Below are 24647 nucleotides of genomic sequence, written 5' to 3'. Positions count from 1 at the left end.
TTCTGAACCCTCGGTAAGCTTACACTTCCAAGGGTATGAAGTTTCGAGGGTCCTGCCAAATCCCCGCAGATCGATCACCAAGCCCCGAACTCGGACTTGGCCGGGCTTATGAGCGAGGCCCAGGAAACGATAAATGAAAAAATAGCTCAAGGTGTGCGTCTTTTTTTCAAAACAAATAAGTTTTCGACGATGTACTATGGGTTAGATATCGGCCCGGATAAGTATATAGCGCCATCAGACCTTCTTAGTCAAAATGAATGTGAGGTTTTGCGTAATGACGAGGGTTATAGCGAGATTAAAAATCTTTTTGATGGACTGACTATGTTTGACTATGTCAAGCCAGTTTCGCTGCCAAAATATCTAGTTAGGTCAATTAACGACCCTTCGTGCTTGGTGATGGATTTTTTTGCTGGCTCAGGTACTACTGCGCATTCTGTAATGCAGCTAAATGCAGAGGATGGGGGGTCTCGCAAATTCATTTTGGTAAATATTGCTGAGTCCTGCTCTGAACAATCCGAACCATTTAAGGCTGGGTTTTCCAATATTGCAGAGATTGGAAAGGAACGCATCCGCCGAGCCGGAAAAAAGATCCTCGAAGGCGAATGCCACCCCGACTGGAACCGCGATGTAGGCTTCCGCGTCCTCAAGGTCGACACCTCGAACATGAAGGACGTCTACTACCGCCCCGACGAGGTCCAACAAGCAGACCTGCTCGACATGGTCGACAACGTCAAGGAGGGCCGCACCGACGAAGACTTGCTGTTCCAGGTGCTGGTCGACTGGGGCGTGGATCTGACCCTACCCATCCGCCGCGAGACCCTGCAGGGCAAGACGGTGTTCTTCGTCGACGACAACGCCTTGGTCGCCTGCTTCGAGCGCGGCGTGACCGAGGAGCTGGTCAAGGAACTAGCCGGCCATGAGCCCCTGCGCGTGGTCTTCCGCGACAACGGCTTCGTCTCGGATGCGGTGAAGATCAACGTCGAACAGATCTTCCGCCAGCTTTCGCCGGTCACCGAGGTCAAGTCTCTCTAATTCAGCGCGCCAGGACACGCTAATCCCTGGTGCGTCAAAGGCGAATTAGCCCCAATCTGATGAAGATGAAACGATGCAGCTAACCTTGACACTGCCCGATGAGCTAGCGGCCAACTTTCAAAGTGAGGACGAACTGCGGCGAACCCTCTATGAGGATTTCATCATTGAGCAGCGCCAGGTGGGCGCAATCAGTTTGAGCAAGGCTGCTGAGCTGCTCGATCTGAGCTATCAAGAATTCTTCGCCCTACTGGGACAAAAAGGCCTGAGCTTCGTCAATGTCTCAGCGGAAGAGGCGGACGCCAGCTATTGCGCCATTGGTGCATTGATGCAGCGTCCCTAACTAGCCTGAGTTGAACCTGTTATGGAATCTACGATGAATATCGCCGAGAAAGTCTACGAGGCTGTCAAAGGCCTCCCAGAGTCACAGGCTGCTGAGGTTCTTGACTACGCGGAGTTTCTGAAAGCGAAACAGCTTAAGCATTCAGCCGCCAGCCCAGCCGACGCTACACGGCAGCAACGCGCCGAATTACAAGCTTGGGTTGCCTCGCAACCGAAACAGACAGAGAGCGCAGGTGAATTTGTTCATCGCTTGCGTCATGAGGCCCGGTATTGATGACCTATGTTGATACGAGCGTGCTGCTTGCGATGTTCCTCAATGAGTCGAAGACAGGGAATGCATGGAGCTGGTTCAATCGGCAAGCACCAGGTTCTACCCTGATCAGCAAGTGGACGCTCACGGAGATAGCCAGTGCTTTAGGGGTAAAGCGGCGCATGCAGGTGATCAGCGACTCGCTGCATGACGAAGTCTTGTCTAAGGTCAGACAGTTCGTACAAAACGACTTTGTCATCTTGATGCCCGATGCTGCTGATTTTGATGAGGCGGCCTCGCTGTGCGAACAGTGGCAGTCAGGGTTACGAGCTGGGGACGCACTGCATGTCGCGATTGCCGAGCGTCGGGGCTTGTCCATCTGTACGCTGGATGGCGTGATGAGCGATGCTGCGACTCACCTCGGAATCGTTGTTCATGCGCCCTGATGTTCTATAGGCAACCGATGTCTCAGGTATGAAGCTTAAATTCAAGGTCCAGCCCTACCAAACCAACGCCGTCGAATCGGTCGTCGACTGCTTCGCGGGTCAGCCGATGACCTCCGGCCTGACCTACCGCATCGACCCTGGCCGAACGGCACAGGCTAGCGCCTTCGACGAGGGCTTCAAGAACGCCGATCTGGCACTGAGCGAGGCGCAGATCCTGGAGAATATCCAGAAGGTGCAGCGCCGGCAGAACCTGCCGGTGTCCTCGTCGCTGTCTGACTTCACGACGTTCGACAACAAGGGCGCCCGCGTGCCCGCGCCGGCCACCTATCGAAAGCAAGCCTTCGCCGCGACACCGATCCACCTTGATGTCGAGATGGAGACCGGCACCGGCAAGACCTACTGCTACATCAAGACCCTCTTCGAGCTGAACCAGCGCTATGGCTGGTCGAAGTTCATCATCATGGTGCCCTCGATCGCCATCCGCGAGGGTGTCTACAAGTCGCTGCAGATCACCGCCGAGCACTTCACCGAGAGTTACGGCAAGAAGGCGCGCTTCTTCATCTACCACTCCAACCGCCTGCACGAGCTGGAGAGCTTCTCCTCCGACGCCGGCATCAACGTGATGGTCATCAACATCCAGGCGTTCAACGCACGCGGCGCCGACAACCGCCGCATCTATCTGGAGTTGGATGACTTTCAGTCGCGCAAGCCGATCGACGTGATCGCTTCGAATCGGCCGATCCTGATCATCGACGAGCCGCAGAAGATGGAGGGCAAGGCGACGCTGGAGGCGCTGCCCCAATTCAAGCCGCTGTTTATCCTGCGCTACTCGGCCACCCATCGCACCCAGCACCACCGCGTCCATCGGCTGGACGCGCTGGATGCCTACAACCAGAAGCTGGTGAAGAAGATCGCCGTGCGCGGCATCCAGACCCGCGGACTCGCTGGGACCAATGCCTATCTTTACCTCGAAGGCATCGACATCTCCAAGCAGGCACCGGTGGCGCGCATCGAGCTGGAGGTCAAGCTGAAGTCCGGCGAGATCAAGCGCCAACTGCGCCGTCTGCGCTTCCGCGATGACCTGTTCGTGGCGTCCGGTGAGCTGGACCAGTACAAAGGCTTTACCATCAGTCAAATCGACTACAACATCGACAGCGTCGAGTTCACCAACGGCGTCGTGCTGACGGCGGGCGAGGCCAACGGCGATGTCTCGGAGCGCGACATTCGCCGCATTCAGATCCGCGAGACGATCAAGGCCCATTTGGACAAGGAGAAGCAGCTCTTCGCCCGGGGCATCAAGGTGCTGTCGCTGTTCTTCATCGACGAGGTGGTCAAGTACCGCGACTACGATCAGGCCGACGAGAAGGGCGAGTACGCCAGGGTCTTCGAGGAGGAATACGGGCTGCTCAGGGATGAGTATCTGTCCGAGCTGGCCATCGACAACGAGGACTACCGCAAGTCCCTCGGCGAGATCGACCCGGCCAAGACTCATCAGGGCTATTTCGCGATCGATAAGAAGACCAAACGCCTCAAGGACCCGGATGTTGGTGCCCGATCCGTCGACTCCGACGATGTCGATGCCTACGACCTGATCCTGAAGGACAAGGAGAGCCTGCTGGCGTTCCCCGGCACACACGACAGCCCGGAGGATAGCGCCAAGAAAAGGGTACGCTTCATCTTCTCTCACTCGGCACTGCGCGAAGGCTGGGATAACCCGAACGTCTTCGTCATGTGCATGCTCAAGCACAGCGACAACAGCATCTCCCGCCGGCAAGAGGTCGGGCGCGGGCTGCGGCTGAGCGTTGACCAGCAGGGCGACCGCATGGACCACCCGAGCTTGGTGCATGACATCAACGTGCTGACCGTGGTCGCCAGCGAAAGCTACAAGGACTTCGTCGCGGGCTTGCAGCAGGAGATCGTCGAGACCCTCTCCTCGCGCCCGCGGCAGGCTACGGAAGCCTATTTCACCGGCAAGGTGCTGCAGACTGAGCAGGGGCCGGTCGAATTGACCCCTGCAATGGCGAAACAGCTCTACCGCTATCTGGTCAAGAACGACTATACAGACGATTCCGATCACGTTGCCGATGCCTATCACGAGGCCAAGGCAGCAGGCACCTTGGCAGAACTACCGGCTGACCTACAGCCGCACGCCGGCCAGATCTTCGAACTCATCGACAGCGTTTTCAGCGACAAGCAGCTGCCGACACCCGAGGATGGTCGCAAGCCAAAGACCAATCCGCTCAACGGCAACTTCGAGAAGCAAGCCTTTCAGGACCTCTGGCAGCGCATCAACCGCAAGGCCGTTTACCGCGTCGATTTCGAATCCGATGAGCTGGTCGGTAAGTGCATCAGCGCGCTCGATCGCCAGCTTCGGGTCACGCCGCTGCAGTACATCGTGCAGAAAGGGCTACAGCAGGATGGTCTGACCGATGAGCAGTTGCGCAAGGGCGGTGGCTTCAAGGTAGAGGAAACCGCAACCGAGCAGGGCGATTCCGTTCACTCGCGGGTGTGCTATGACCTCTTGGGCAAGGTCGCCGAAAACACCCAGCTCGTTCGGCAGACCGTGGCTGAGATCCTAAGCGCTATCCAGCCCGCCGTGTTCCATCAGTTCCCGCAGAACCCGGAGCACTTCATCGCCGAGACCTCACGGCTCATCACCGAGCAGAAGGCCGCCATGGTGATCGAGCGCTTGGCCTATGACGAGGTCGACGAACGCTATGACGTCGACATATTCACCGCCAGCCAGACTGGCCAAGACTTCTCCCGCGCCACCGCAAAGCTGAAGAACCATGTCTACGACTACGCCATCGTCGATTCCAACGTTGAGCGCGACTTTGTCAACACGCTGGATACCAGCACCGACGTGGTGGTCTACGCGAAGCTGCCACGCGGCTTCTTGATCCCGACACCGGTCGGTGACTACAACCCGGACTGGGCCATTTCGTTCACAGCCGGGAACGTTCGACATATCTACTTCGTTGCCGAGACCAAGGGCAGCATGTCCTCGATGAAGCTCCGCGAGATCGAGCAGACCAAGATTGCCTGCGCGCGCAAATTTTTCGATGAGATCAGCCAGCGCATCACCGAGGATAAGGTGAAGTACGACGTCGTCACTGATTATGCCAAGCTGATGGATTTGGTTAGCCCGGCTTCCAGCTAAGTCAAACGCTGACCCATTTTCAACATGGCCGAGGCGGAACTCGCACCCGCGGCGACCCTAAGCACCCGGCGGCGCATGGGCTAGCCGACGGAACTTGCCATGGCCAGGAATCGAAGCCAGATGGATACCAAAGGCGCTGACTTGAGCTGACATCGGTCGCGCCTTTGGCGCTCGATACCTCACCGCGCTAACTCGGCTCGCCAGGCTCGCCCTCACGGATGTTGCTTGCTTGATCTTTGCGCGACCCCGCCCCGAATCGTCGATTCGGAGCGTGGCTGATGCTCCTTGCTGATCAGGTCCCGACAAGCCGCCGGTATCCCCCGCCTTATTGTTGAGTCCTGAGGCCTAGCGTCGAGCACCGCTCCGCAGATCCTTGGAGCAAACACATACGACACGGTGCCCTGCCTGACCGCATTATGTTTATGGCCCACGTACACAGTGTTTTAGCCGAACAAGGATCTCTCGGAGATCGGCTCGCGTTGGTACCGGCAACCGAAGGACTCGTCGTCGGTCGGTTTGGCACATCGGCTTAAACAAGCGCGAAATTGACTCCGCGGGTGACGGGCAAGACAACCGGCGTTTTCGTCAGTTGGTTGAAGGCCGACGCAGACACGACCAAGACCGGCCGCGCGCCCCGCTATTCATATCCCGAGGTCGGGTCCAGCGAGACGAGGTCGATATCGCCGCGCTCGATGACTGCAACTCAACACCGAACGGTGTGTCATCGCGCCAGGTGCAATCTTCCTCGCTGACGTCGGCCGTTGCGTCGTGGCCATGGGCGAACAGAGGCGCTAGACTCGCCGCGTACCGTGCGACGCTCATTGTCTTCTCGCTCAGAGGGCCGGCAAATGCAGCTCACGCTGCAACCCACACCCACGGCCGCCGAGGGAAAGTTCATGCCTGCCATGACCAGTCTTTATCGCGACGACTTCTGCGCCTGGATCGAGGCGCAAGCTGCCCTGCTTCGGCAAGGGCGGTTGCAGGACATCGATGCCGATCTGCTGGATGACGACTATTGGCCGGAATAGCGACAAGGCAACCGGATTCGTTAAGACCAACAGACGTACCGCTCATTCGGTCAGGGGTTGAGCGAGACGTCCCCACCGACGACCTTCACATGAGCACGCTTTCACTCGACAGTCACACCTTCGATCCACGCGCGACCGGCACCCTGTTGGCGGATTTCGATCGCCTGCTGGAACTGATCGGGGATCGGGGACTCGCCCTTTCGCCGAAGCACGCCTTTGCCGCGCCTTCGCTGGAGGCGATCAACCAACGTCTCACCAAACCGGTGAGGTTAGGGCTGAAGCGCGCCATGCAGAAGTCTTACCCGGTCATCGGCGGACTCTATCTTCTCTTGCGCGCCAGCGGCTTGGGCCAGATCGATGCCGTCGCCAAACCGCCGCGTCTGGTCCTCGACCCGAAGATGATGAGCGCCTGGTCGGCGCTCAACGACACCGAGCGCTATTTCGCCTTGCTCAAGGCCTGGTGGGGGCGCGGGAACAACGCCTTGATCGGCGAACGGACAAGCTGGGGCGGCGATATGACAACTCAAGTCATCGACTTCGCCAAACAGTGTCTGACCAGGGGTTGTCCGCGAATCGAGCACCAGGACGCGCTCGTCGGCCTGAGATATCGACCCGGCGTCGTCAATCTGGCCCTGCTTGAACTCTTCGGACTGTTCGAGATTCAGGTCATGCCCCCGGAAGAGGGGCAAGGATGGCGTCCCAGCGCGATCACCCTGACCCCTTGGGGCCAGGCCCTGCTGAGCACGGTCCTGGACGCCCGAAATCCGGCGCGCACGCCGGAGACCGCGGCCCTCGCAGCGGCGTTGGCGCTCGATTGGCTGTTCGATCCGATCGCAGCCTTCGAGGATTGGAGCCACTCCATCCGTCCCGCATTGCCTGAATGGCAACAGGATCTGGTGTCCCCGGAAGCCGACTTTCAGCCGGGAGCGCACCAGTTCAAGGTGTCGCTCGGGGCGCGCTGCTGGCGGCGGGTCCGCTGCGGGGGCGAGACCGATCTCGCAGAGCTGGCCTCGACGATTCTGATCGCGTTCGATTTCGATGAAGACCATCTGTATCGCTTCAGCTATCAGAATCGTTACGGCCAGACGGTCGAGATCGATCACTCCGATCTGGTGGAAGAGACGGACAACGCGGTGGCCGACGCGGTGCGGATCGGCGAACTCTCGCTGACCGAGGGCCAGCGCATCGAGTTCCTGTTCGACTTCGGCGACGACTGGAGATTCGAGATCGTCGCCGAGCGCCCCGAGCCCGGACCCGCCCCCCTGACACCGCTGATTCTGGAAAGCCATGGCGAGGCTCCGGCGCAATACGGGGATGACTGGGACGACTGACCGAGGTCCATGCGGCGTGCCCCGAGGAAACCGGCCGCGCGGGGGACCAAGAGTCGGAAGAAAACCCTTTGTCGGATCAGGCGTCGGTTCGGAAGCTCCGGGCCATCGGCCGGTCACTCGTCGCCATGCTCAATCCAGCCGCTTCTTGAATCGCTGCGAGGCGACGAGCAGCCCGACGAACATGAAACCGAGCAGCCAGAGGGTATCCCCGGCGACCTGTGCAAGATCGGCATCGCGCAGCATCACGGCGCGGATGGCGCGCATGAAATGGGTTGCCGGCAGCACCTCGGCGATGTATTGGGCCGGTACCGGCATGCCCTCGTATGGAAACATGAAGCCCGATAGCAGGATCGACGGCAACAGGATGAAGACGGTCATCTGCATCGCCTGCAGTTGATTGCCGGCGATGGTCGAGAGGACCAGCCCGAGGGCGAGACTCGCACCGATGAAGGCGAGTGTTGCGGCGGCCAGCGCCAGGAGTGAGCCATGCAGCGGCACGCCGAAGATCAGGTGGCCGAGCAGCAGGATGATGGTGGTCTGCACCAGACCGATCCCGATGTACGGAACGATCTTGCCCAGCATCAGCTCGAGCGGGCGCACCGGCGTGTTGATCAGCATCTCCATGTTGCCGCGCTCGCGCTCGCGCACGATCGCCGCCGATGTGAACATCACCATGGTCATGGTCAAGATCACGGCGACCAGGCCGGGCACGATGTTGATCGCGGTGCGCTGCTCCGGGTTGAAGAAGAGTGCCACAGCGAAGGTCGGCGTCGTGCGGTTGGCGGGGCGCCGCAGCAGCTCGGTGAGCGGCATCGTGCCGAGGCCCTTGATGGCGCCGGCGATCACGGTGTCCGAGCCGTCGACGATCCACTGTGCAACCGGCCGGCTGGTCTGCTCGTCGGTCGAAGGCGGGGTCGCCAACCCGGCGCCGACACTGCCGCTGCGGGCGACGCGTTGGCTCAGATCCGGCGGGATGATGAATGCGGCGCGCACCCGGCCCTCGATGATGGCCTCCTGCGCGGCGGTGATATCGAGCGTGCGCTCGGTGAAACGCACCACCTGGGTCGCCTCGACCGCCTGGGTCAGCACCCGGCTGAGGCCGGTGTTGGCCTGATCCACCAGCGCGGCAGGGATATCGCGCACATTGGTGTTGATCGCATAGCCGAACAGGATCAGCTGAATCAGCGGAATCATGATGACCATGCCCAGGGTGGTGCGGTCGCGCCGCAGCTGGGTCAGCTCCTTGGACAGGATCGCAAGGATGCGCCGGGCCGATTGCAGCACGGCACTCATGGTTGCCGGCTCCCGACATGGGTCTGGGTTCCAGTGCTGGTGACGAAGACGTCTTCCAGGCTCGGGCGCGCCGGCACCAGCGCTGTGGGCGTTGGCTGCAGCGGTTGCGTGCGCAGCCAGGCGACCGGGTCGGCGATGCGATCCGTCACCAACACACGCAGTCGGCTGCCGAGCTGCGCGGCCGAGATCACCTCCGGCAGCGCCGAGAGCTGCAGCTTGAGTGCGCGCAGGTCGGGGGCCTCGACCTCGACCACTCGGGCACCCATGCCGGCCATCAGCTCGGCCGGCGAGCCATCGGCGCGTTTGTGCCCGGACGCCATGATCGCGAGCCGATGGCAGCGTTCGGCCTCGTCCATGTAGTGGGTCGAGACCAGGATGGTGGCGCCGGTATCGACCAGGTCGAACAGGCGTTCCCAGAAATCGCGACGGTTCTCGGGATCGACGGCCGAGGTCGGCTCATCGAGGAAGAGCAACGCGGGTTCATGGATGGTCGCCGCGGCCAGCGCCAGGCGTTGCCGCTGGCCGCCGCTCATGCGCCCGGCGCGCCGGCTGCGCATCGGCTCCAGCGCGTAGGTCGAGAGCAATGCGGAAATGCGCTGGCGTGCCACCCGATGTCCGAGGCCATAGATCTCGGCGACGAAACCGAGGTTCTCGGCAACGGTCAGGTCGTCGTAGAGCGAGAACTTCTGGGTCATGTAGCCGATCCGGCGCTTGAGCCGCTCGGCGTCGCGCGGGAGCTGATGGCCGAGCACGCACACCGTGCCGGCGGATGGCGTCAAGAGTCCGGTCAGCATCCGCAAGGTGGTGGTTTTGCCGCAGCCGTTTGGACCGAGAAAGCCATAGATGGTGCGCGGATCGACGGTCAGATCCAGTGCATCGACGGCGGTCAGATCGCCGAACCGGCGCGTCAGGCCGCGCGCTTCGATGACCGGCTCGGTCACGGCATCTCGACCTGTGCGGGCACGCCGTTCGGGAGCATGGCGGCGCTGTCCGGAAGATCCACCTGCGCCAGGTACATGAGCCGTGCGCGGTCGCTGGCATTCAGGGCGTAGTAGGGTGTAAAGGCGGGGTCGGAGCTGATCCAGCGCACGGTGCCGTCAAAGGTCTGATCCAGTCCATCGACGTGCACCTTGAGCGTATCGCCCTTGTTGATCTTGACCCGATAGGGCTCGGGGACGTAAACCCGGGCATAGGGCGCCTTGCCGGCGAGGATGATGGCCACGGGGCTGCCGACGGTGACGCGCTCGCCGAGGTTCCAGGGCAGACTGTCGAGCACGCCGTCGCGGGTGGCGACGATGCGCAGCTCCGCCAGCAATGCCTGTTGATAGGCCAACGTGGCCTCGTCCGCACTCAGCTCGGCCTCGGCTTGGGCGATCTGCTCCGGGCGCGTGCCCGCGAGCAATTCGTCGAGGTTCTCCTTGGCCTCGTCCAGCCGCGCGCTGGCGGCATCGCGCAGCGCCCGGGTCCGATCGACCTCGGCCTGGCTCACCGCCTTGCGGGCGATCAGCTCCTGATTACGCTCGGCGGTGATCTGGGCCTCGCGCAGATCCGCCTCACGCCCAGCCACCTGCGCTCTGGCGGCCGCGATGTCCTGGCTGCGCGGGCCGTTGCGCAATTGTTGCAGATGCGCCTTGGTCCGGGCGACCTGCGCCTTGGCGCGTTCGACCTCCGCGCGCTGCTGACCGTCCGAGAGCTGGACCAAGAGGGTGCCTTTGGTGACCGGCGAGCCCTCGGCCACGGGCAAGTCGACGATCAGCTGCGCGACGGTGGCGGTGAGCGCGACGCGATCCCGCTCCAGGGTCCCGAGCGCGAGCGGTCGCTCGGTGTCCAGGCAGCCCGTGAGCAGGGCAGCGGCCATGATGGCGAATCGGATCCTGAGCCTGCGCATGGGTCGGACGCCTCTTGAGCATGCGGATGCTGTCGTTGCGACGGGGCGGGTCAAACCGCCCCGGCAGACCGCCAGAGCGAGGCTAGAGTGGCGCTGGGTTCTGGTCAAGCTCGGCCATAGCGGGCTTTCGGTGTTGTCGACGTCCTGCGTGACCCCGGTCCTCGGCGCAGAGGATGACCCCAACCTGTCGCCGGAGAGTCTCGATGCCGTGCTGCTCGTCGATGTCTACCACGAGCTCGCCCATCCCTTCGAGATCCCGCGCTGGGCGCCGCTCTATTGCGCGGTGTGCGATTTGGCTTTACGCCGGATCGAGACGCGGGCGACATCATGAGCGGAGGAGCGCCGGCGCAACACGAAGATGGATGGGACGAATAACCGAGATCATGCGCCTTGCCCCTTCGAGAGATCGAGGAGCGCTTTGAGACGATACAGGAGCATCCCGAGATCGGTCCGCGTCGTCACCGGTCAAAGCGTCTCGGCCGAAAAGGTATCGCACGCGGACGGCTCGCCGGTGGCGAGCCCTCGCTTGAACCAGCGCACCCGTTGGGCCGAGCTGCCGTGGGTGAAGCTGTCGGGGGTGACATAGCCACGGGTTTGGCGTTGCAGACGGTCGTCGCCGATGGCGGAGGCGGCGTTCAAGCCCTCCTCGACATCGCCCGCCTCGAGGATGTTGCGGGCCTTGTGTGCGCGGTTTGCCCAAACCCCGGCGAAGCAGTCGGCCTGCAGCTCGCGACGCACGGAAAGCCGATTGGCCTCCTCTTGGCTGGCCCGACGATGCGACCTCTCGACCTGCTCGGAGATGCCCAGCAGGTTCTGGACGTGGTGGCCGACCTCGTGCGCGATCACATAGGCCTGAGCGAAATCGCCGGGCGCACCGAACTCACGACGCAGATCGTCGTAGAAGGCCAGGTCGATATAGACGCGCTGATCGGCCGGACAGTAGAAGGGACCCATGGCCGCCTCGCCCAGTCCGCAGGCGGAGCGGGTCGTACCCGAGAAGAGGACCAGCGTGGGCTCTCGATACTGCTCGCCGCCGGCCTTGAAGATCGCGCCCCAGGTGTCCTCGGTGTCCGCCAGGACGACCGAGACGAAGTCGGCCAGCTCGTCCTCGACGGCCGCGCTCGGGAGCCTGATCTCGGGTTGGCCGGCGCCGAATGGATCGTCGCCGGGTGCTTGGCCGCTCGGCGCCCGGGAGGTTTCCTGAGTCGGCCCCAACCCGCCTTCGGTCAGGAGAAGGCTCGGGTCCACCCCTAGAAGCAACAAGACGACCACCAGGATCAGACCGCCCAGCCCTCCCCCGATCCCGACGCGGCGTCCCATGCCGAGCGGGCGCCGTCCGCCGAACGGGCTGTCGCCGAGACCGCCGCCGCGACGGTCCTCCACATTCTCGCTTCGCCTGCCGGTCTTCCAACGCATGGGTTTTCCTCAGATGCCTAAACCGCGTCCAGAGCGAGATGCTCATTTTCGAGTGAGCTCGACGTTTGGTGTATCCACAACCATTAGCGGCGACGCGGTTTAAAATAATGCACTTTCTAATATCTTAAACCGCTCCGGCTCCAGCGGTCGTCAAACCTGCCGGGGCCAATCCCATCCAAAAACATCGCATACCGCGCTGGGCGCGGTTTAACCTAGACAGAAACGCTGGATCAGGGCCCGCAAGAGGTCGAGCGTCGGTCTGATCCGATCCAGCTCGAGATACTCGTCCGGTTGATGGGCTTGAGCGATATCGCCAGGGCCGAGGACGATGGTCTCCATCCCGAGCTGATTGAGGAAGGGCGCCTCGGTACCGAAATTGACGGCCTCGGCGGTGTGACCGGTCAGGCCCTCCGCGACGCGCACGATTGCCGAGCCGGCGGGCGTCTCGGCCGGGGGGATGGCCTCGAACAAGGGCTCGACGAACCAGGCGAGCCCGCGTCGGTCGGCGACGGTCGCGACCCGGCGACTGAGCTCGGCGCGCACGTCGGTTGCGCTCAGGCCGGGCAGGAGGCGCATGTCGACATGCAGCTCGCACTCCCCGCAGATCCGATTGGGGTTGTCCCCGCCGTGGATGTGGCCGAGATTCAGCGTCGGGTGCGGGATCTTGAAGTCCGGGTGTCGGTGGCTGTCCGCGAGTTCGGAGCGCCAAGCCATGAGGGCGCCCATGACCTCGTACATGCCGTCCAAGGCGTTGTTGCCGAGTGACGGGTCGCTGGCGTGACCGCTGCGCCCGACCAAGCGAATCGACTCGCCCATGACGCCTTTGTGCAGACGCACCGGCCGCAGGCCGGTCGGCTCCCCGATCACCGCATAGCGCCCGAGCGGCCGTCCGGACTCGACCAAGGCGCGTGCGCCGTGCATCGCGGACTCCTCGTCCGCGGTCGCCAGGATCATCAGGGGCTGTGCAAGATCGGTCGCGGTCAAGCCACGCGCGGCCTCGATCGCCAGCGCCAGGAACGACTTCATGTCGGACGTGCCGAGCCCGTAGAGGCGCCCCTCCGCTTCGGTCAGCTTGAGCGGATCGTGGGTCCAGAGATGGGCGTCGAACGGAACCGTATCCGTGTGTCCCGACAGCACCAGACCGCCGGGCCCGCTGCCGAGTGTCGCGAGCAGATTGGCCTTGTCGGGTTGCCCCGGCAACTCAAGGATCTCGACGCGGAAGCCGGCCGACTCCAACCAGGCGGCCAACAGATCGATCACCGCCCGGTTGCTGTGGTCGAAGGCGGGCGTGACGCTGCTGACCGACAGGGTGCCGATCAGGCCTTCGAGCATGGTGGTCAGGGTCGGGGCCTGGCTGGGCATGAGGTGCTCCGCTGCATTGAGACATGAGGCTCGGGCCCGTCGCCCGAGGAGGGTGTGGATTCGATCCGGTGGCGCCGACGCCCGACGGCGCTTGGACGGGCTTGGTTCCGCGGCGGTCGGCATGGCGGCTTGCCGCCGACCGGTTTTCGAGGCGTTTTCCGGGAGTCATGATCCCGATCGTGCATGCCTGCAGGTTTCGGTAGGGGCGAGTGAAGTCGCCCCTACCGCCCCTACGGCCCCTCTCAGGGCGGTCGATGCCTTGCATTTTCCTGCGCGACCTGTAGATTTCGCCGACTCTATCCCGCCTTTCCGGCGCCCGCCAGTCTCCACGCCGTTAGCGAAGCCGTGTCCAATCCAGTGCCTACCCATCCGATCAGCGACACCTCGCCCCCGCTTGCACGCCTGCGTCCTGCAGTGCTTGCCGACATGGGCGCGCTGCTTCGGCTTGAGGGCGCGAGCTTCCAGAGTGACCGGCTGACCCGTCGCCAGTTCCGCTACATGCTGACCCGTGCGCACGCGCGCACACTGGTTGCCGAGGATGCGGAGGGTGCACTGTTGGGGTACGTCATGGTGCTCTTCAGCCGGGCGACCTCGGTCGCGCGCCTCTATTCGATCGCCGTCGCGGCGCAGGCGCGGGGCCGAGGGGTCGGCCGCGCACTGGTCGAGGCGGCGGAGGATGCGGCCTGGGAGCAGGAGCGCGCCTACATGCGCCTGGAGATCCGGCGCGACAACCTCGCCTCGCAGGCGCTGTTCGAGGGCGTGGGTTATCGGCGCTTCGGCATGCTCTCGGACTACTACGAAGATCACATGGAGGCGATTCGTTACGAGAAAACGCTCTCTCCGGGTCTCAAGCCGGAGCTCAAGCGGGTGCCCTTCTACGAGCAGACGCTCGATTTCACCTGCGGCTCGTCGTCGCTGATGATGGCGATGCAGGCGCTGCGCCCGAGCCTCGAGCTTAATCGAACCCTGGAGCTGCGCATCTGGCGCGAGTCCACGACTATCTTCATGACATCGGGCCACGGGGGCTGCGGCCCCTTGGGGCTAGCGCTGTCCGCGAAGTCCCGCGGCTTCGCGGTCGAGGTCTTCGTGAACGATCCGGGCGTACCGCTGGTCGACTCGGTGCGCAGCCCGGAAAAGAAAGAGGTCATGCGCCTGGTTCACGAGGACATGCTGGCGGAGGCGCGGCGTCTGGGTATCCCGGTCAATCCGAGCACGCTCAGCATCGACGATCTCCAGCAGCGTTGGGACGCGGGCTCGGTGCCGCTGGTCTTGATCAGCTCCTACCGCATCTATCGCGAGAAATTCCCGCATTGGGTCGTGATCACCGGCTTCGACGAGCATTTCGTCTATGTCCACGACCCCTACGTCGACTACGACAACGGAGAAACCACGCTGGACTCGATCGATATGCCCATTCCCCGCGACGAATTTAGTCGGATGGCCCGTTACGGGCGAGTCGGGTTGCAGGCCGTCGTCCTCGTCTCCTCCTAAGCCGCGTCCGGTGTGACAGGCATGGTTCGCGTCTGAGTCAGCGCTCCGAGCAACAACCGACGTTATCCCCGACGCGGCTTAGTGACGATTCAGAAACAAGGTGAACGCCTTGATTCACGGGTAGGCCGGGGTGAGCTTGCGAACCCCGGCATCCCCGGCGCAAGCGTCAAGCCGGGGTTCGCAAGCTCACCCCGACCTACATAAATCTTTAAATCGCGCCCCTGACCAAGTCGGTTGGCGCGGATCAATCCGGAATCAAGATGCAACGCGACATAGACCCTACGAACGAGCGCGATTTAAATGGCTGAGCATTTGCTGTTGGTGGAGCAACAAGGCGACTGGAAGACGGGCTTTCCGCGCCTGCCGGTCGTGACCGCGCGTGACTATCTTGCGGGCGGCGAGCTGGCGTCCAAGCGCGACCTGCGCGTGATCAACCTCTGCCGCAGCTATCGCTATCTCTCGGTGGGCTATTATTGCTCGCTGCTCGCCGAGGCGCGCGGTCACAAGGTCATTCCGAGCGTGCGGACCATCCAGGAGCTCTCCAGTCGGGAGCTCTACAGCCTGGCCACCGAAGAGCTCGACGGGCTGGTGCAGCGTCTGCTCGGGCGGCGCAAGACCTCGGCGCTCGCTCCGACCGCCTACGAGCTGACCATCTGCTTCGGCCAGTGTGACGTCAAGGAGCTGCATCCGCTCGCGCGCGAGATCTTCGAGACCTTCCGCTGCCCGATCCTGCGCGTGGAGTTTCGCCGCCAAGGCACCTGGCGCATCGGGGCCATCAAGGCCCTGCCGCTGGCCGCGGTCACGGCGGACGGGGAGGGGCCTCTGTTTGCGGCGCTGGAGGGCTATCTGTCGCAGCGTTGGCGCCAGCCGCGCGCACGTCTGTCTTATCGCTACGACCTCGCCGTGCTGCACGACCCGGCCGAGGAGCTGCCGCCCTCGGACGGCAAGGCACTGCAACGCTTCGTGAAGGCGGGTAAGTCGCTCGGGGTCAACGTCGAGCTGATCCAGCGCAAGGACTACAGCCGGCTCGCCGAGTACGACGCCCTCTTTATTCGCGAGACCACGCGCATCGGTCACCACACCTTCCGCTTTGCCAAGAAGGCCGACAGCGAGGGCATGGTCGTCATCGACGACCCGGACTCGATCCTGCGCTGCACCAATAAGGTCTATCTCGCCGAGCTGCTGGCGGCGCATCGCATCCCGCGGCCCAAGACCCTGGTGCTGCGCAAGGAGAATCTGATGGATGCCGAGCAGCTGATCGGCTACCCGATCGTGCTCAAAATCCCGGAAGGGTCCTTCTCGCGCGGCGTCTTTCGGGCGGAGGATCGCGCCGGGTTGACACGGATCGCGGGAAAGCTCTTCAAGGAGTCCGATCTCATCCTGGCGCAGGAATATCTCTACACGCCCTTCGATTGGCGCGTCGGCATCCTGGGTCGTCAGCCCTTCTATGCATGTAAGTACCTGATGAGTCGAGATCATTGGCAGATCGTCAAGCACGAGAGCGACGGTCGTCACGAGCAGGGCGGGTTCGAGACCCTGCCGGTCGAGGCGGTCCCGCCCGCCGTGATGAAGACGGCGCTCAAGGCGGCCGACCTGATCGGCGACGGTCTCTACGGGGTCGACCTCAAGGAAACGCCGGCCGGTCCGGTCGTGATCGAGGTCAACGACAACCCCAGCCTGGACTCGGGCGTCGAAGACCGGGTGCTCGGAGATCAGCTCTACGCCCGCTTGATCGGCGAATTCGTGGCACGACTCGACCGCCGGCGCTCCGGCAAACGCTGACTGGAACGCAATGACCCTATCCACCGAATCGCGCCCGCAGACCGTGCGTCTGTCGCGCTCGAAGGCGACCGCGCTCATTACGCCCGAGGAGATCGCCGCCTCGCCCCTGGCCCGTTATCGCCCCTTGGTCGACGATTGGGACGCCTTCGCCGCGACGCTCGGCCGGCCGCTGCCGCCCTGCATCTGGGCCAACCCGACGCGGATTTCGGTCGCCGAGCTTGCCGACCTGCTGGCCGAGCAGGGTCTGGATGCGCAACCCGTGCCCGGTCTGCCCGCTGCATTGCGACTCCCCGAGGAGACCAAGGCCGGCCGCAACTGGTGGTACTGCGCCGGTCTGGCCCATGCACAGGAGGAGGTCTCGCAACTGCCGGCGATGCTGATGGACCTGGCGCCCGGTCAGCGGGTGTTGGATCTCTGCGCCGCACCCGGCGGCAAGACCGCGCAGATCGCCTTCGCCTTGGGCAATCGCGGGACGCTCGTCGCCAACGACATCGCCCACGCGCGCATCAAGGCGCTCCAAGGCAATCTCGACCGGCTCGGCGTGGTCAATGTGACAACCACCTGCTGCGACGGCGCCAACTGGCCGAGCGCGAGCGGTCAGTTCGACCGCATCCTGGTGGATGCACCCTGCTCGAGCGAGGGCACGCTGCGGCGCACGCCGTCCTTGTTGCCCCGGCTCGACCCGGACAGTGCGCTTCGCCTGGGGCCGCGTCAGCGGGCGCTGCTGCGCAAGGCGGTGCAGCGCTGTCGCCCGGGCGGGCGCATCCTCTACTCCACCTGCACCTTCGCACCGGAGGAGAACGAGCTGGTCGTAGCCGACATCCTCGCCGAGCATCCCGGCATGCTGCGCTTACTGCCCGCAGCGGTGCCGGGTTTCGTCGCGATGCCGGGCGTCACCCATTGGAACGGCCGGGAGCTTCCGCCCGAGCTGGCGAGCTGTCTGAGGATCTGGCCCCAGCATCGCGACACCGGCGGCTTTTTCATGGCGATCCTGGAGAAGGATGCCGGCTGCCCCGCTGAGCCGACACCGGAGCCTGCGGGTCTCGACAACACGGATGCCGCCGAGTGGCTCGCCGGTCTCGACGACAAGTACGGCCTGGGCGACGATTACTGGACCCGCTACCGTGCCAACCGCCAAACCCGACGTGGATTGCACCTGATGGCGGCCGATCATGCGCCGCCCGCGGTGCCCGTGGCCGAGTCGAGCGGTTTGTTCTTCCACCGCACCAATGTGCGACCGCCCAAGCCCAGCACTGGCGGTGCGTTGCTGTTCGGGCGCGATGTCACGCGCTTCGGGGTCTCGTTGGATACCGAGCAGCGCGATCGCTACTTGCGCCGCGAGATCTTCGACCCGACCCCCGAGCAGCGGGCCGCCACGCCGACGGGACAGATCATCGTGAGCTATCGTGGTCATGTGCTGGGTGTGGGCGTGCTGCATCGCTCAGGGGTAATCGAGAGTTTGTTTCCGAGCCGTTGGAGTGGATGCGCCGCTTAAAACGCGTCCCGATGGTTTATGGGATGTTTTTGTGTCGGTTGCGCTTGGCCCTGTCCGCTCGACTTGTAGCGGACGCGTTTTAAGGGGAAGTCAGGAAAAGGGTCTATCGGGGTGGGCGAAGGGCCGTAAGGCCGTAGGGGCGACTTCAGTCGCCCACACCGATCTTTCACCCATGTGCTGTCAGGATTAGGCGATTTCCGGGAATGAGCATCCCGGCCGTGTAGGCCTCCAATGGTTACCGGGCGACTAAAGTCGCCCCTACACGTTGGTCGATGCTTTCCCGGAAATCACCTTAATTTCCGGAATTGCCCAAGTTGATGTCAATTTTCAGGAGGGTTGTGAGCGATGCGGCAACGCGATAAGAGGTTTGAGGTTCCGGTGATTTTGGCTTTGCTCGGCTCTGGGGCGGCGTTTGCGCAGGAGCCTACCGGGCAGGACATTCAGCCCCAGACGCCGGTCGCTCAACCGACGGTCGAGTGGGCGATCGCGCCGGAAGGGAGGACTCTGCCCGGCGGGATCGTGCTCGAGGAGGCCATGGTGTTGCCGCCGGGAACCGTGCTTCCCGGCGGGGCGATTTTGCCGGGGGCGCCTGTTGCGGAGCCAAGCACGGCGCCGGTCACTGCAGTCGTGCCCGTCCCGACTCCCGAGCCGGTGCAGGTGCCGCAGACTGCGTCGCCGCCCGAGGCATCTGCCGAGCGACGGCTGCCTGGCCAATCGACCCTCGGGGTTCCCCACATCAGCGGCGGGATCGGTGCCTCCGAGCGCGAGGCGATGGAGCAGGTCAAGTCCCAATACAACCTGCGGCTCTTGTTCGCCGTCGCCGGCTCCGGGGCCTATCTGTCCAATATCCGTGTGCAGATCCAGGATGCGGCCGGGCCGACCCTGCTCACGACCGTCACCGTCGGCCCTTGGCTCTACGCCAACCTCGCGCCGGGCGACTATGTCTTAACCGTCGAGCATGCCGGACAGGCACAAACCCGCAATGTCACCCTCCCGGCGACCGGGGCCGCAGCCGAATCCTTCTACTGGCCCGCACCATGACACTCACAATTCAAGAGCTCTACGACCGGCTGCAGCTCCTACTCGAGGACCCCTACGACGGCGAGATCCACGGCGTCAACACGCTGGAGCAGGCCGGGTCACGGGATCTGTGTTTCGCCGAGGATCCGAGCCAAGCGGCTGCCGTGGCGAGCAGCGCTGCGGCGCTCGTCTTGGTCGGCGAGACGTTTCCGGATGTCGTCGGCAAGCGGCTGCTGCGCGTCGCCGAGCCGCGCCGTCTGTTCTTCGAGATCGCGGTTTGGTTTGCGCCGGTCTCGGCGAGCCAGGGTATTCATCCGAGCGCATCGGTACACCCCACGGCAGACCTCGGCGAGGATGTGGAGGTCGGTGCCGGCGCGGTCATCGATGCGGATGCCCGAATCGGCTCGGGCTCGCGCATCGGCGCCGGATCCTATCTGGGCACTGGGGTGCAGGTCGGAACGGACTGCGCGATCGGGCCCAACGTCAGCATCCTGCGGGACTCGACATTAGGCGACCGTTGCATCCTGCATCCGGGTGTGCGCATCGGCGGCGACGGTTTCGGCTTCCGCTGGGACGGGACCGGACACCGCAAGATCCCGCAACTCGGGCGGGTCGTCATCGAGGACGACGTCGAGATCGGCTGCAACAGCTGTGTCGACCGGGCCACGCTGGGCATGACGCGCATCGGGCGGGGCACCAAGATCGATAACCTGGTACAGGTCGGCCACAACGTCGATATCGGTCCACACAGCATCCTGGTCAGCCAATCCGGCGTTGCCGGCAGCTCGAAGCTCGGACAGGGTGTCGTGGTGGCCGGTCAAGTCGCAATCTCGGACCATGTGACGGTCGGCGACGGCGCACGCATCGGCGGCCAAGCCGGCGTCGTCAAGGATATTCCTGCCGGGGTGGCCGTCTTCGGAACCCCCGCGCGTCCGGTCAAACAAGCCCTTCGCGAAAGCGCAGCGCTGATTCGCCTTCCCGCGCTGCTCAAACAGGTCGAGCGCCAACAGCAGACGATCGATCGCTTGGAGCGCCGGCTTGCGGACTTGGGCGCCGTCCCCTCAAGCACATCATCCCTACCCGGCGCATCCGAGACCAGCCCATCCCCCGCAACCCCGTCCGGCACCGGCAGCGATTGATATCAATGGTTTGTATGTGACAGCTCAATGACGGTCGAATCGCTTTTCCAGCCCATATTTGCTATAAACCCTACGGTTTTATCACCAAAACGACCGATGAACTGAGGAGATCCAATGTCTTTCAACGCGTTGATCCCGCTGCTGCTCGGCCTTTTCGGGCTATGGGCGGCCTACTATATTTATAAGCTGGTCTTGGCCTACCCCGAAGGGGGAGAAAAGGTCAAGGCGATTGCCGACGAGATCCATCTCGGCGCCATGGTGTTCATGAAGCGCGAGCTGACGCTGTTGGGCATCTTCTGCGTTGTGGTGCTCATGCTGCTGATCTGGTTCTTGGGTTGGAAGACGGGGCTGGCCTTCGTCGTCGGTGCCGCGGCATCCGCAAGCGCCGGTTTTCTCGGGATGTTTTCGGCGACCAAGGCCAACGTCCGCACCACGACCGCTGCACACACGTTAGGCGCACCCGCGGCCCTGACGGTCGCCTTCTACGGCGGCTCGGTCATGGGTCTCTTGGTCGCCTCGCTTGGCCTCTTGGGTCTGGGTTTCCTCTATCTGCTCTTCGGCGGTAATCCCGAGGCATCCCACGCCATCCACGGCTTCGGCGTCGGCGCCTCGTCGGTCGCGCTCTTCTATCGTGTCGGCGGCGGTATCTTCACCAAGAGCGCCGACGTCGGCGCGGACCTGGTCGGCAAGATCGAGGCCGGCATCCCCGAGGACGACCCACGCAACCCGGGCGTCATCGCCGACAACGTCGGCGACAACGTCGGCGACGTCGCCGGTATGGGTTCGGATATCTTCGAGTCCTATTGCGGCGCGCAGATCGCCACCATCGCGATCGCCGCGACCATGTCGGCCACGACCCTGGCCGTGCTGGGCACGCAATCCTCGCTGATGTTCCTGCCGCTGGCTCTCGCCTCGGTCGGTCTGCTCTGCTCGATCGCGGGTATCTTTCTCGTCAAGTCCGTCTCGGCCAACAAACCGGCCACTGCGCTGCGCACGGGCACCATCGGGGCCACGCTGCTCTTCATCGCGGTGTCTTTCCTGGTCGTCTGGATGGTCGATGTCTCCAACCATATCTGGTGGTCGGTCCTCGCCGGTGCGGTCGGCGGCATCATCATCGGTCTGGTGACCGAGTACTACACCTCGGCCGCGCCGGTGCGCCGCATCGCCAAGTCGGGCGAGACGGGTCCCGCGACCGTCATGATCTCCGGCTTGGCCGTCGGCATGCAGTCGGTCGTCATCCCTGTGCTGACCATCGCCCTGATCATCTATGTCTCCAGCCACATGGCCGGTCTCTACGGTGTCGGCATCGCTGCGGTGGGCATGCTGGCCACGGTGGGCATCACCATGGCGATCGACGCCTACGGTCCGGTCGCGGACAATGCCGGCGGCATCGCCGAGATGGGCGGTCTAGGTGCGGAGACGCGCAAGATCACCGACTCGCTCGACGAGTTGGGCAACACCACGGCGGCCATCGGCAAGGGCTTCGCGATCGGTGCCGCGGCACTGGCCGCCTTGACCATCATCGCTGCCTACATCGAGACGCTGCATCTCCTGATCCCGGACTTCGCCTTGAGCCTGGGTGATCCGGACGTCTTGATGGGCATGCTGATCGGCGGTGCGATTCCCTTCCTGATCGCTGCGATCACCATGACCGCGGTCGGCGACGCCGCCTTCGAGATGATCAACGAGATCCGCCGGCAGTTCCATGAGATCCCGGGCCTTCTCGAAGGCACGGCCAAGCCGGATACCGCCCGTTGCGTCGACATCGCAACCACCGCCGCGATCAAGAAGATGATCCTGCCCGGCGTCATCGCCGTCAGCGCCCCCGCGGTCGTCGGCTTCGGCATCGGTCCGGAGGCATTGGGCGGCATGCTCGGCGGCGCGCTGCTCGCCGGCGTTCTGCTTGCCCTCATGATGGCCAACGCCGGCGGCGCTTGGGACAACGCCAAGAAGTTCGTTGAAAAGGGCAACCTCGGCGGCAAGGGCTCGACCGTGCACTCGGCAACCGTCGTGGGCGACACTGTCGGCGATCCCTTCAAAGACACCTCCGGTCCCTCGATGAACATCCTCATCAATGTCATGGCCATCGTAAGTCTGACGATTGCACCGCTGCTGGGCTGATCGCGTCCGGTTCGGTGTTTGATAAGGGGCCATAAGGCCCCTTTTTCGTGTGCGCGGTGCCGTTCGCGGCCCCCGCTCATGGTCGTGCGAATAAGTTCGAACCTACAGATGCATTGCCGTGCCGTGTATAATCTCGGCTGCCGATCAAGTGTAGGTGCGAATTTATTTAGCGCCGAGCAAAGCTCGACGTCTCTTGCCGGGTGGAAGTCCCGGTCGGGTAAGGGCTAGCCACCCACCCGTATCGAGTGTTGGTCCTGTTGCGGAGCGGCGTAAGTCGCGAACAAGAGACAGGGCAAGCGTACACAGAGAATCCTGTAGGCCGTAGGGGAGGTCGCGCTCCCTGAAGTGCTGGTACAGCTTCGAGATCGCAAACCCGCGGATGGCGACAGGGTAATAAACCTGGAAGCCGATATGAAGCACGCGTGAACCTAAAAAGAGCAGTTACACCTTGCCTCACGTGACCCAAACCGCTGAAATATCGGCGCAAGGAGGTCACCATGAGCAATCCGATCCCTCACCCTCAGGGTGAACCCGAAACCACCGCGTTGGTGCCGCATGCCGGCCCGGTTGCGGTCGACACCTTTGGCGGCCGCGTCCACGTGGAGTGGGATGCGCAGGCGGCGGTCACCCCGCTGGGGCAGCTGCCGTTCTTCACCGAATTTCTGCGCCCGGGCGGGCGCTTCGATGCCTGGGTCGAGAGCTGCCCGCTGAAGCTGACCAGCCCGAACGCCCCGAGCACGCGCGACGTGCTCGGTACCGCCATCCTGGCGGTGCTGTCCGGTCATCAGCGCTATGCCCACATCAGTGCACTGCGCGGCGACACCATCAACGCCGCCCTGCTGGGCATGGAGGCGGTGGTCAGCGAGGACTCGGTGCGCCGCAACCTGCGCAAGCTCGATGAAGCCGACGGGGTGGCCTGGTTGCAGAACCACCTGGACGCGTGCGTGGCCCCGGTGCTGGGCGTGCCCTGGATCCTCGATGCCGACGTGACGGTCAAACCGCTCTACGGGCATCAAGAGGGCGCGGTCAAGGGCGACAACCCGCACAAGCCGGGGCGCCCTTCGCACACCGACCACACCTATTTCATCGCCGGTCTGCGTCTGATCCTGGACGTGGAGGTGCTGGCCGGCAACCAAACCGCGTCCAAGTACAGCGCACCGGGCCTGTGGGAGGTGCTCGCACGCCTGCCGCGGGCGCACTGGCCGCTGTGCATTCGCGGCGACCGCGACTGGGGTACCCAAGCCAACATGGCACGGGCCGAGCAGGCGGGGATCCCCTATCTGTTCAAGCTGCGCATGACCTCCAAGGTCAAGCAGACCGTCGAGCGCCTGATGCGCGATGCCGAGTGGTGCGATGCCGGTTAAGGCTGGCACGGGGCCGAGACGACGCTGCGGCTGTCGGGCTGGAGCGGCGCGCGACGCGCCATCGTGCTGCGTCGACGCATCAAGGCCGACCTGGCCGTCCTTGACCAAGGTGATCCCGAGCAACTACGCCTGAGCTTCCCCGCGCTCACCGACGAGACCATCCTCTACGAGTACGCCGTGCTGGTGACCTCGCTGCCCCACGAGATCGATCCTGAGTGTGGCACAACTCTATCGCGACCGCGCCGACGCGGAGAATCCCTTCGACGAGCTCAAAAACCATTGGGGCTGGGGCGGCTTCACCACCCAAGACATCACGCGTTGCCGCTTCATGGCCCGCATCACCGCCTTGACCTACAACTGGTGGAGCCTGTTCGTGCGCCTGGCCGACCCGACTCGGCACACCGAGGCCATCACCAGCCGCCCGCTGCTGCTCAGCGCCCCGGCGCGGCTGACCCGTCACGGCGGGCAGACGCGCTTGACCATCAGCCATCCCCACGCCGAGGCGGCGTGGGTGGAGGCGACCTGCCGCGACATCGCGAGCTTCTTCAAAACGCTGCGCCGAACTGCGGAGCAGTTCAGTCCCCTGCACTGCTGGTACCGGATGCTCTCGCGTGCGCTGGTGATGTACCTCAACGGCCGCCAGTTAAAGCCGCCGGCCGCGCTGCCGGCCCCGGCGTAGCCGCCGAACCG

General features: G+C 63.7%; 21 protein-coding genes and 1 pseudogene. 16 read left to right on the top strand and 6 right to left on the bottom strand.

Annotated elements, in window-relative coordinates:
* The first annotated feature begins 108 nt into the window (after positions 1–108).
* The 5 genes from AADX97_RS25305 to AADX97_RS25285 all read left to right on the top strand — a co-directional run bounded on the left by AADX97_RS25305 (position 109) and on the right by AADX97_RS25285 (position 5227).
* Positions 109–1032 carry a DNA methyltransferase gene (locus tag AADX97_RS25305; protein ID WP_374236844.1) on the top strand — a complete coding sequence of 308 codons (924 nt, stop codon included), beginning with the start codon at positions 109–111 and terminating at the stop codon, positions 1030–1032.
* 73 nt (positions 1033–1105) lie between these two features.
* Positions 1106–1372 (top strand): UPF0175 family protein, encoded by a 267-nt coding sequence (locus AADX97_RS25300; protein ID WP_374236845.1) that lies wholly within the window; start codon positions 1106–1108, stop codon positions 1370–1372.
* Positions 1373–1405: 33 nt separating this feature from the next.
* The gene (locus tag AADX97_RS25295; RefSeq protein ID WP_374236847.1) at positions 1406–1645 is read left to right on the top strand and encodes a DUF2281 domain-containing protein; all 240 of its coding nucleotides are present in this window, start codon (positions 1406–1408) and stop codon (positions 1643–1645) included.
* Complete coding sequence (locus AADX97_RS25290; RefSeq protein ID WP_374236848.1) at positions 1645–2067, top strand: type II toxin-antitoxin system VapC family toxin; 423 nt, start codon at positions 1645–1647, stop codon at positions 2065–2067. Before AADX97_RS25295 ends, AADX97_RS25290 begins: the two co-directional genes overlap by 1 nt.
* A 28-nt stretch (positions 2068–2095) precedes the next feature.
* Positions 2096–5227: a type III restriction-modification system endonuclease gene (locus AADX97_RS25285; RefSeq protein ID WP_374236849.1), complete on the top strand. Its 3132-nt coding sequence runs from the start codon at positions 2096–2098 to the stop codon at positions 5225–5227.
* 529 nt (positions 5228–5756) lie between these two features.
* Here the strand turns inward: AADX97_RS25285 and AADX97_RS25280 are convergent.
* Positions 5757–5849 (bottom strand): annotated as a pseudogene (locus tag AADX97_RS25280) (type II toxin-antitoxin system PemK/MazF family toxin); the annotation flags it as partial.
* Between the two features lie 226 nt (positions 5850–6075).
* Between AADX97_RS25280 and AADX97_RS25275 the strand changes: the two are divergent.
* On the top strand, positions 6076–6255 hold the full coding sequence (locus AADX97_RS25275; RefSeq protein ID WP_374236850.1) for a DUF29 family protein: 180 nt from the start codon (positions 6076–6078) through the stop codon (positions 6253–6255).
* An 89-nt stretch (positions 6256–6344) separates the two neighbouring features.
* Positions 6345–7586 carry a hypothetical protein gene (locus AADX97_RS25270; protein WP_374236851.1) on the top strand — a complete coding sequence of 414 codons (1242 nt, stop codon included), beginning with the start codon at positions 6345–6347 and terminating at the stop codon, positions 7584–7586.
* A 129-nt stretch (positions 7587–7715) separates the two neighbouring features.
* Here AADX97_RS25270 and AADX97_RS25265 read toward each other — a convergent pair whose 3' ends face one another.
* Genes AADX97_RS25265 through AADX97_RS25255 form a run of 3 tightly spaced genes read right to left on the bottom strand, consistent with a single transcriptional unit; the run spans position 7716 to position 10737 of the window.
* Entirely contained in the window at positions 7716–8879 is a 1164-nt protein-coding gene (locus AADX97_RS25265; protein ID WP_374236852.1) for an ABC transporter permease, read from the bottom strand.
* Positions 8876–9820: an ATP-binding cassette domain-containing protein gene (locus AADX97_RS25260; RefSeq protein ID WP_374236853.1), complete on the bottom strand. Its 945-nt coding sequence runs from the start codon at positions 9818–9820 to the stop codon at positions 8876–8878. The genes AADX97_RS25265 and AADX97_RS25260 overlap by 4 nt, the downstream gene beginning before the upstream one ends.
* Complete coding sequence (locus AADX97_RS25255; protein WP_374236854.1) at positions 9817–10737, bottom strand: HlyD family secretion protein; 921 nt, start codon at positions 10735–10737, stop codon at positions 9817–9819. The genes AADX97_RS25260 and AADX97_RS25255 overlap by 4 nt, the downstream gene beginning before the upstream one ends.
* Here AADX97_RS25255 and AADX97_RS25250 point away from each other — a divergent pair.
* Entirely contained in the window at positions 10736–11098 is a 363-nt protein-coding gene (locus AADX97_RS25250; RefSeq protein ID WP_374236855.1) for a hypothetical protein, read from the top strand. The two genes, AADX97_RS25255 and AADX97_RS25250, sit on opposite strands and share 2 nt — an antisense overlap.
* A 134-nt stretch (positions 11099–11232) precedes the next feature.
* Here AADX97_RS25250 and AADX97_RS25245 read toward each other — a convergent pair whose 3' ends face one another.
* Together AADX97_RS25245 and argE are read right to left on the bottom strand one after the other, a co-directional pair.
* A complete protein-coding gene (locus tag AADX97_RS25245) occupies positions 11233–12183 on the bottom strand; it encodes a neutral zinc metallopeptidase (RefSeq protein WP_374236856.1) in 951 nt (316 codons plus the stop codon).
* Positions 12184–12390: 207 nt separating this feature from the next.
* Entirely contained in the window at positions 12391–13545 is a 1155-nt protein-coding gene (gene argE, locus AADX97_RS25240; RefSeq protein WP_374236857.1) for an acetylornithine deacetylase, read from the bottom strand.
* Between the two features lie 426 nt (positions 13546–13971).
* On the opposite strand from argE, the gene AADX97_RS25235 reads away from it, so the two are divergent.
* From AADX97_RS25235 to AADX97_RS25200, 8 genes are all read left to right on the top strand, one after another.
* Entirely contained in the window at positions 13972–15036 is a 1065-nt protein-coding gene (locus AADX97_RS25235; RefSeq protein ID WP_374236876.1) for a GNAT family N-acetyltransferase/peptidase C39 family protein, read from the top strand.
* 300 nt (positions 15037–15336) lie between these two features.
* Positions 15337–16818, top strand: coding sequence for a RimK family protein (locus tag AADX97_RS25230; RefSeq protein ID WP_374236858.1), 1482 nt, complete (start codon positions 15337–15339; stop codon positions 16816–16818).
* Positions 16819–16828: 10 nt separating this feature from the next.
* Complete coding sequence (locus AADX97_RS25225) at positions 16829–18313, top strand: RsmB/NOP family class I SAM-dependent RNA methyltransferase (protein WP_374236859.1); 1485 nt, start codon at positions 16829–16831, stop codon at positions 18311–18313.
* Between the two features lie 345 nt (positions 18314–18658).
* The gene (locus AADX97_RS25220; RefSeq protein ID WP_374236860.1) at positions 18659–19354 is read left to right on the top strand and encodes a carboxypeptidase-like regulatory domain-containing protein; all 696 of its coding nucleotides are present in this window, start codon (positions 18659–18661) and stop codon (positions 19352–19354) included.
* A complete protein-coding gene (lpxD, locus tag AADX97_RS25215; protein ID WP_374236861.1) occupies positions 19351–20472 on the top strand; it encodes a UDP-3-O-(3-hydroxymyristoyl)glucosamine N-acyltransferase in 1122 nt (373 codons plus the stop codon). The genes AADX97_RS25220 and lpxD overlap by 4 nt, the downstream gene beginning before the upstream one ends.
* Before the next feature lie 114 nt (positions 20473–20586).
* A complete protein-coding gene (locus AADX97_RS25210) occupies positions 20587–22593 on the top strand; it encodes a sodium-translocating pyrophosphatase (protein ID WP_374236862.1) in 2007 nt (668 codons plus the stop codon).
* Positions 22594–23090: 497 nt separating this feature from the next.
* Positions 23091–23957, top strand: a complete 867-nt coding sequence (locus tag AADX97_RS25205) for a transposase (protein ID WP_374236863.1) — start codon at positions 23091–23093, stop codon at positions 23955–23957.
* 217 nt (positions 23958–24174) lie between these two features.
* The gene (locus AADX97_RS25200) at positions 24175–24636 is read left to right on the top strand and encodes a hypothetical protein (protein ID WP_374236864.1); all 462 of its coding nucleotides are present in this window, start codon (positions 24175–24177) and stop codon (positions 24634–24636) included.
* The last annotated feature ends 11 nt before the right edge of the window (positions 24637–24647 follow it).

The sequence above is a fragment of the Thiocapsa sp. C2-2m genome, from assembly GCF_041903745.1.
In the GTDB taxonomy this organism is placed as follows: domain Bacteria; phylum Pseudomonadota; class Gammaproteobacteria; order Chromatiales; family Chromatiaceae; genus Thiocapsa; species Thiocapsa roseilacustris.
Note: the sequence above shows the minus strand (reverse complement) of the source record. Positions and strands in the feature narration are given on the sequence as shown.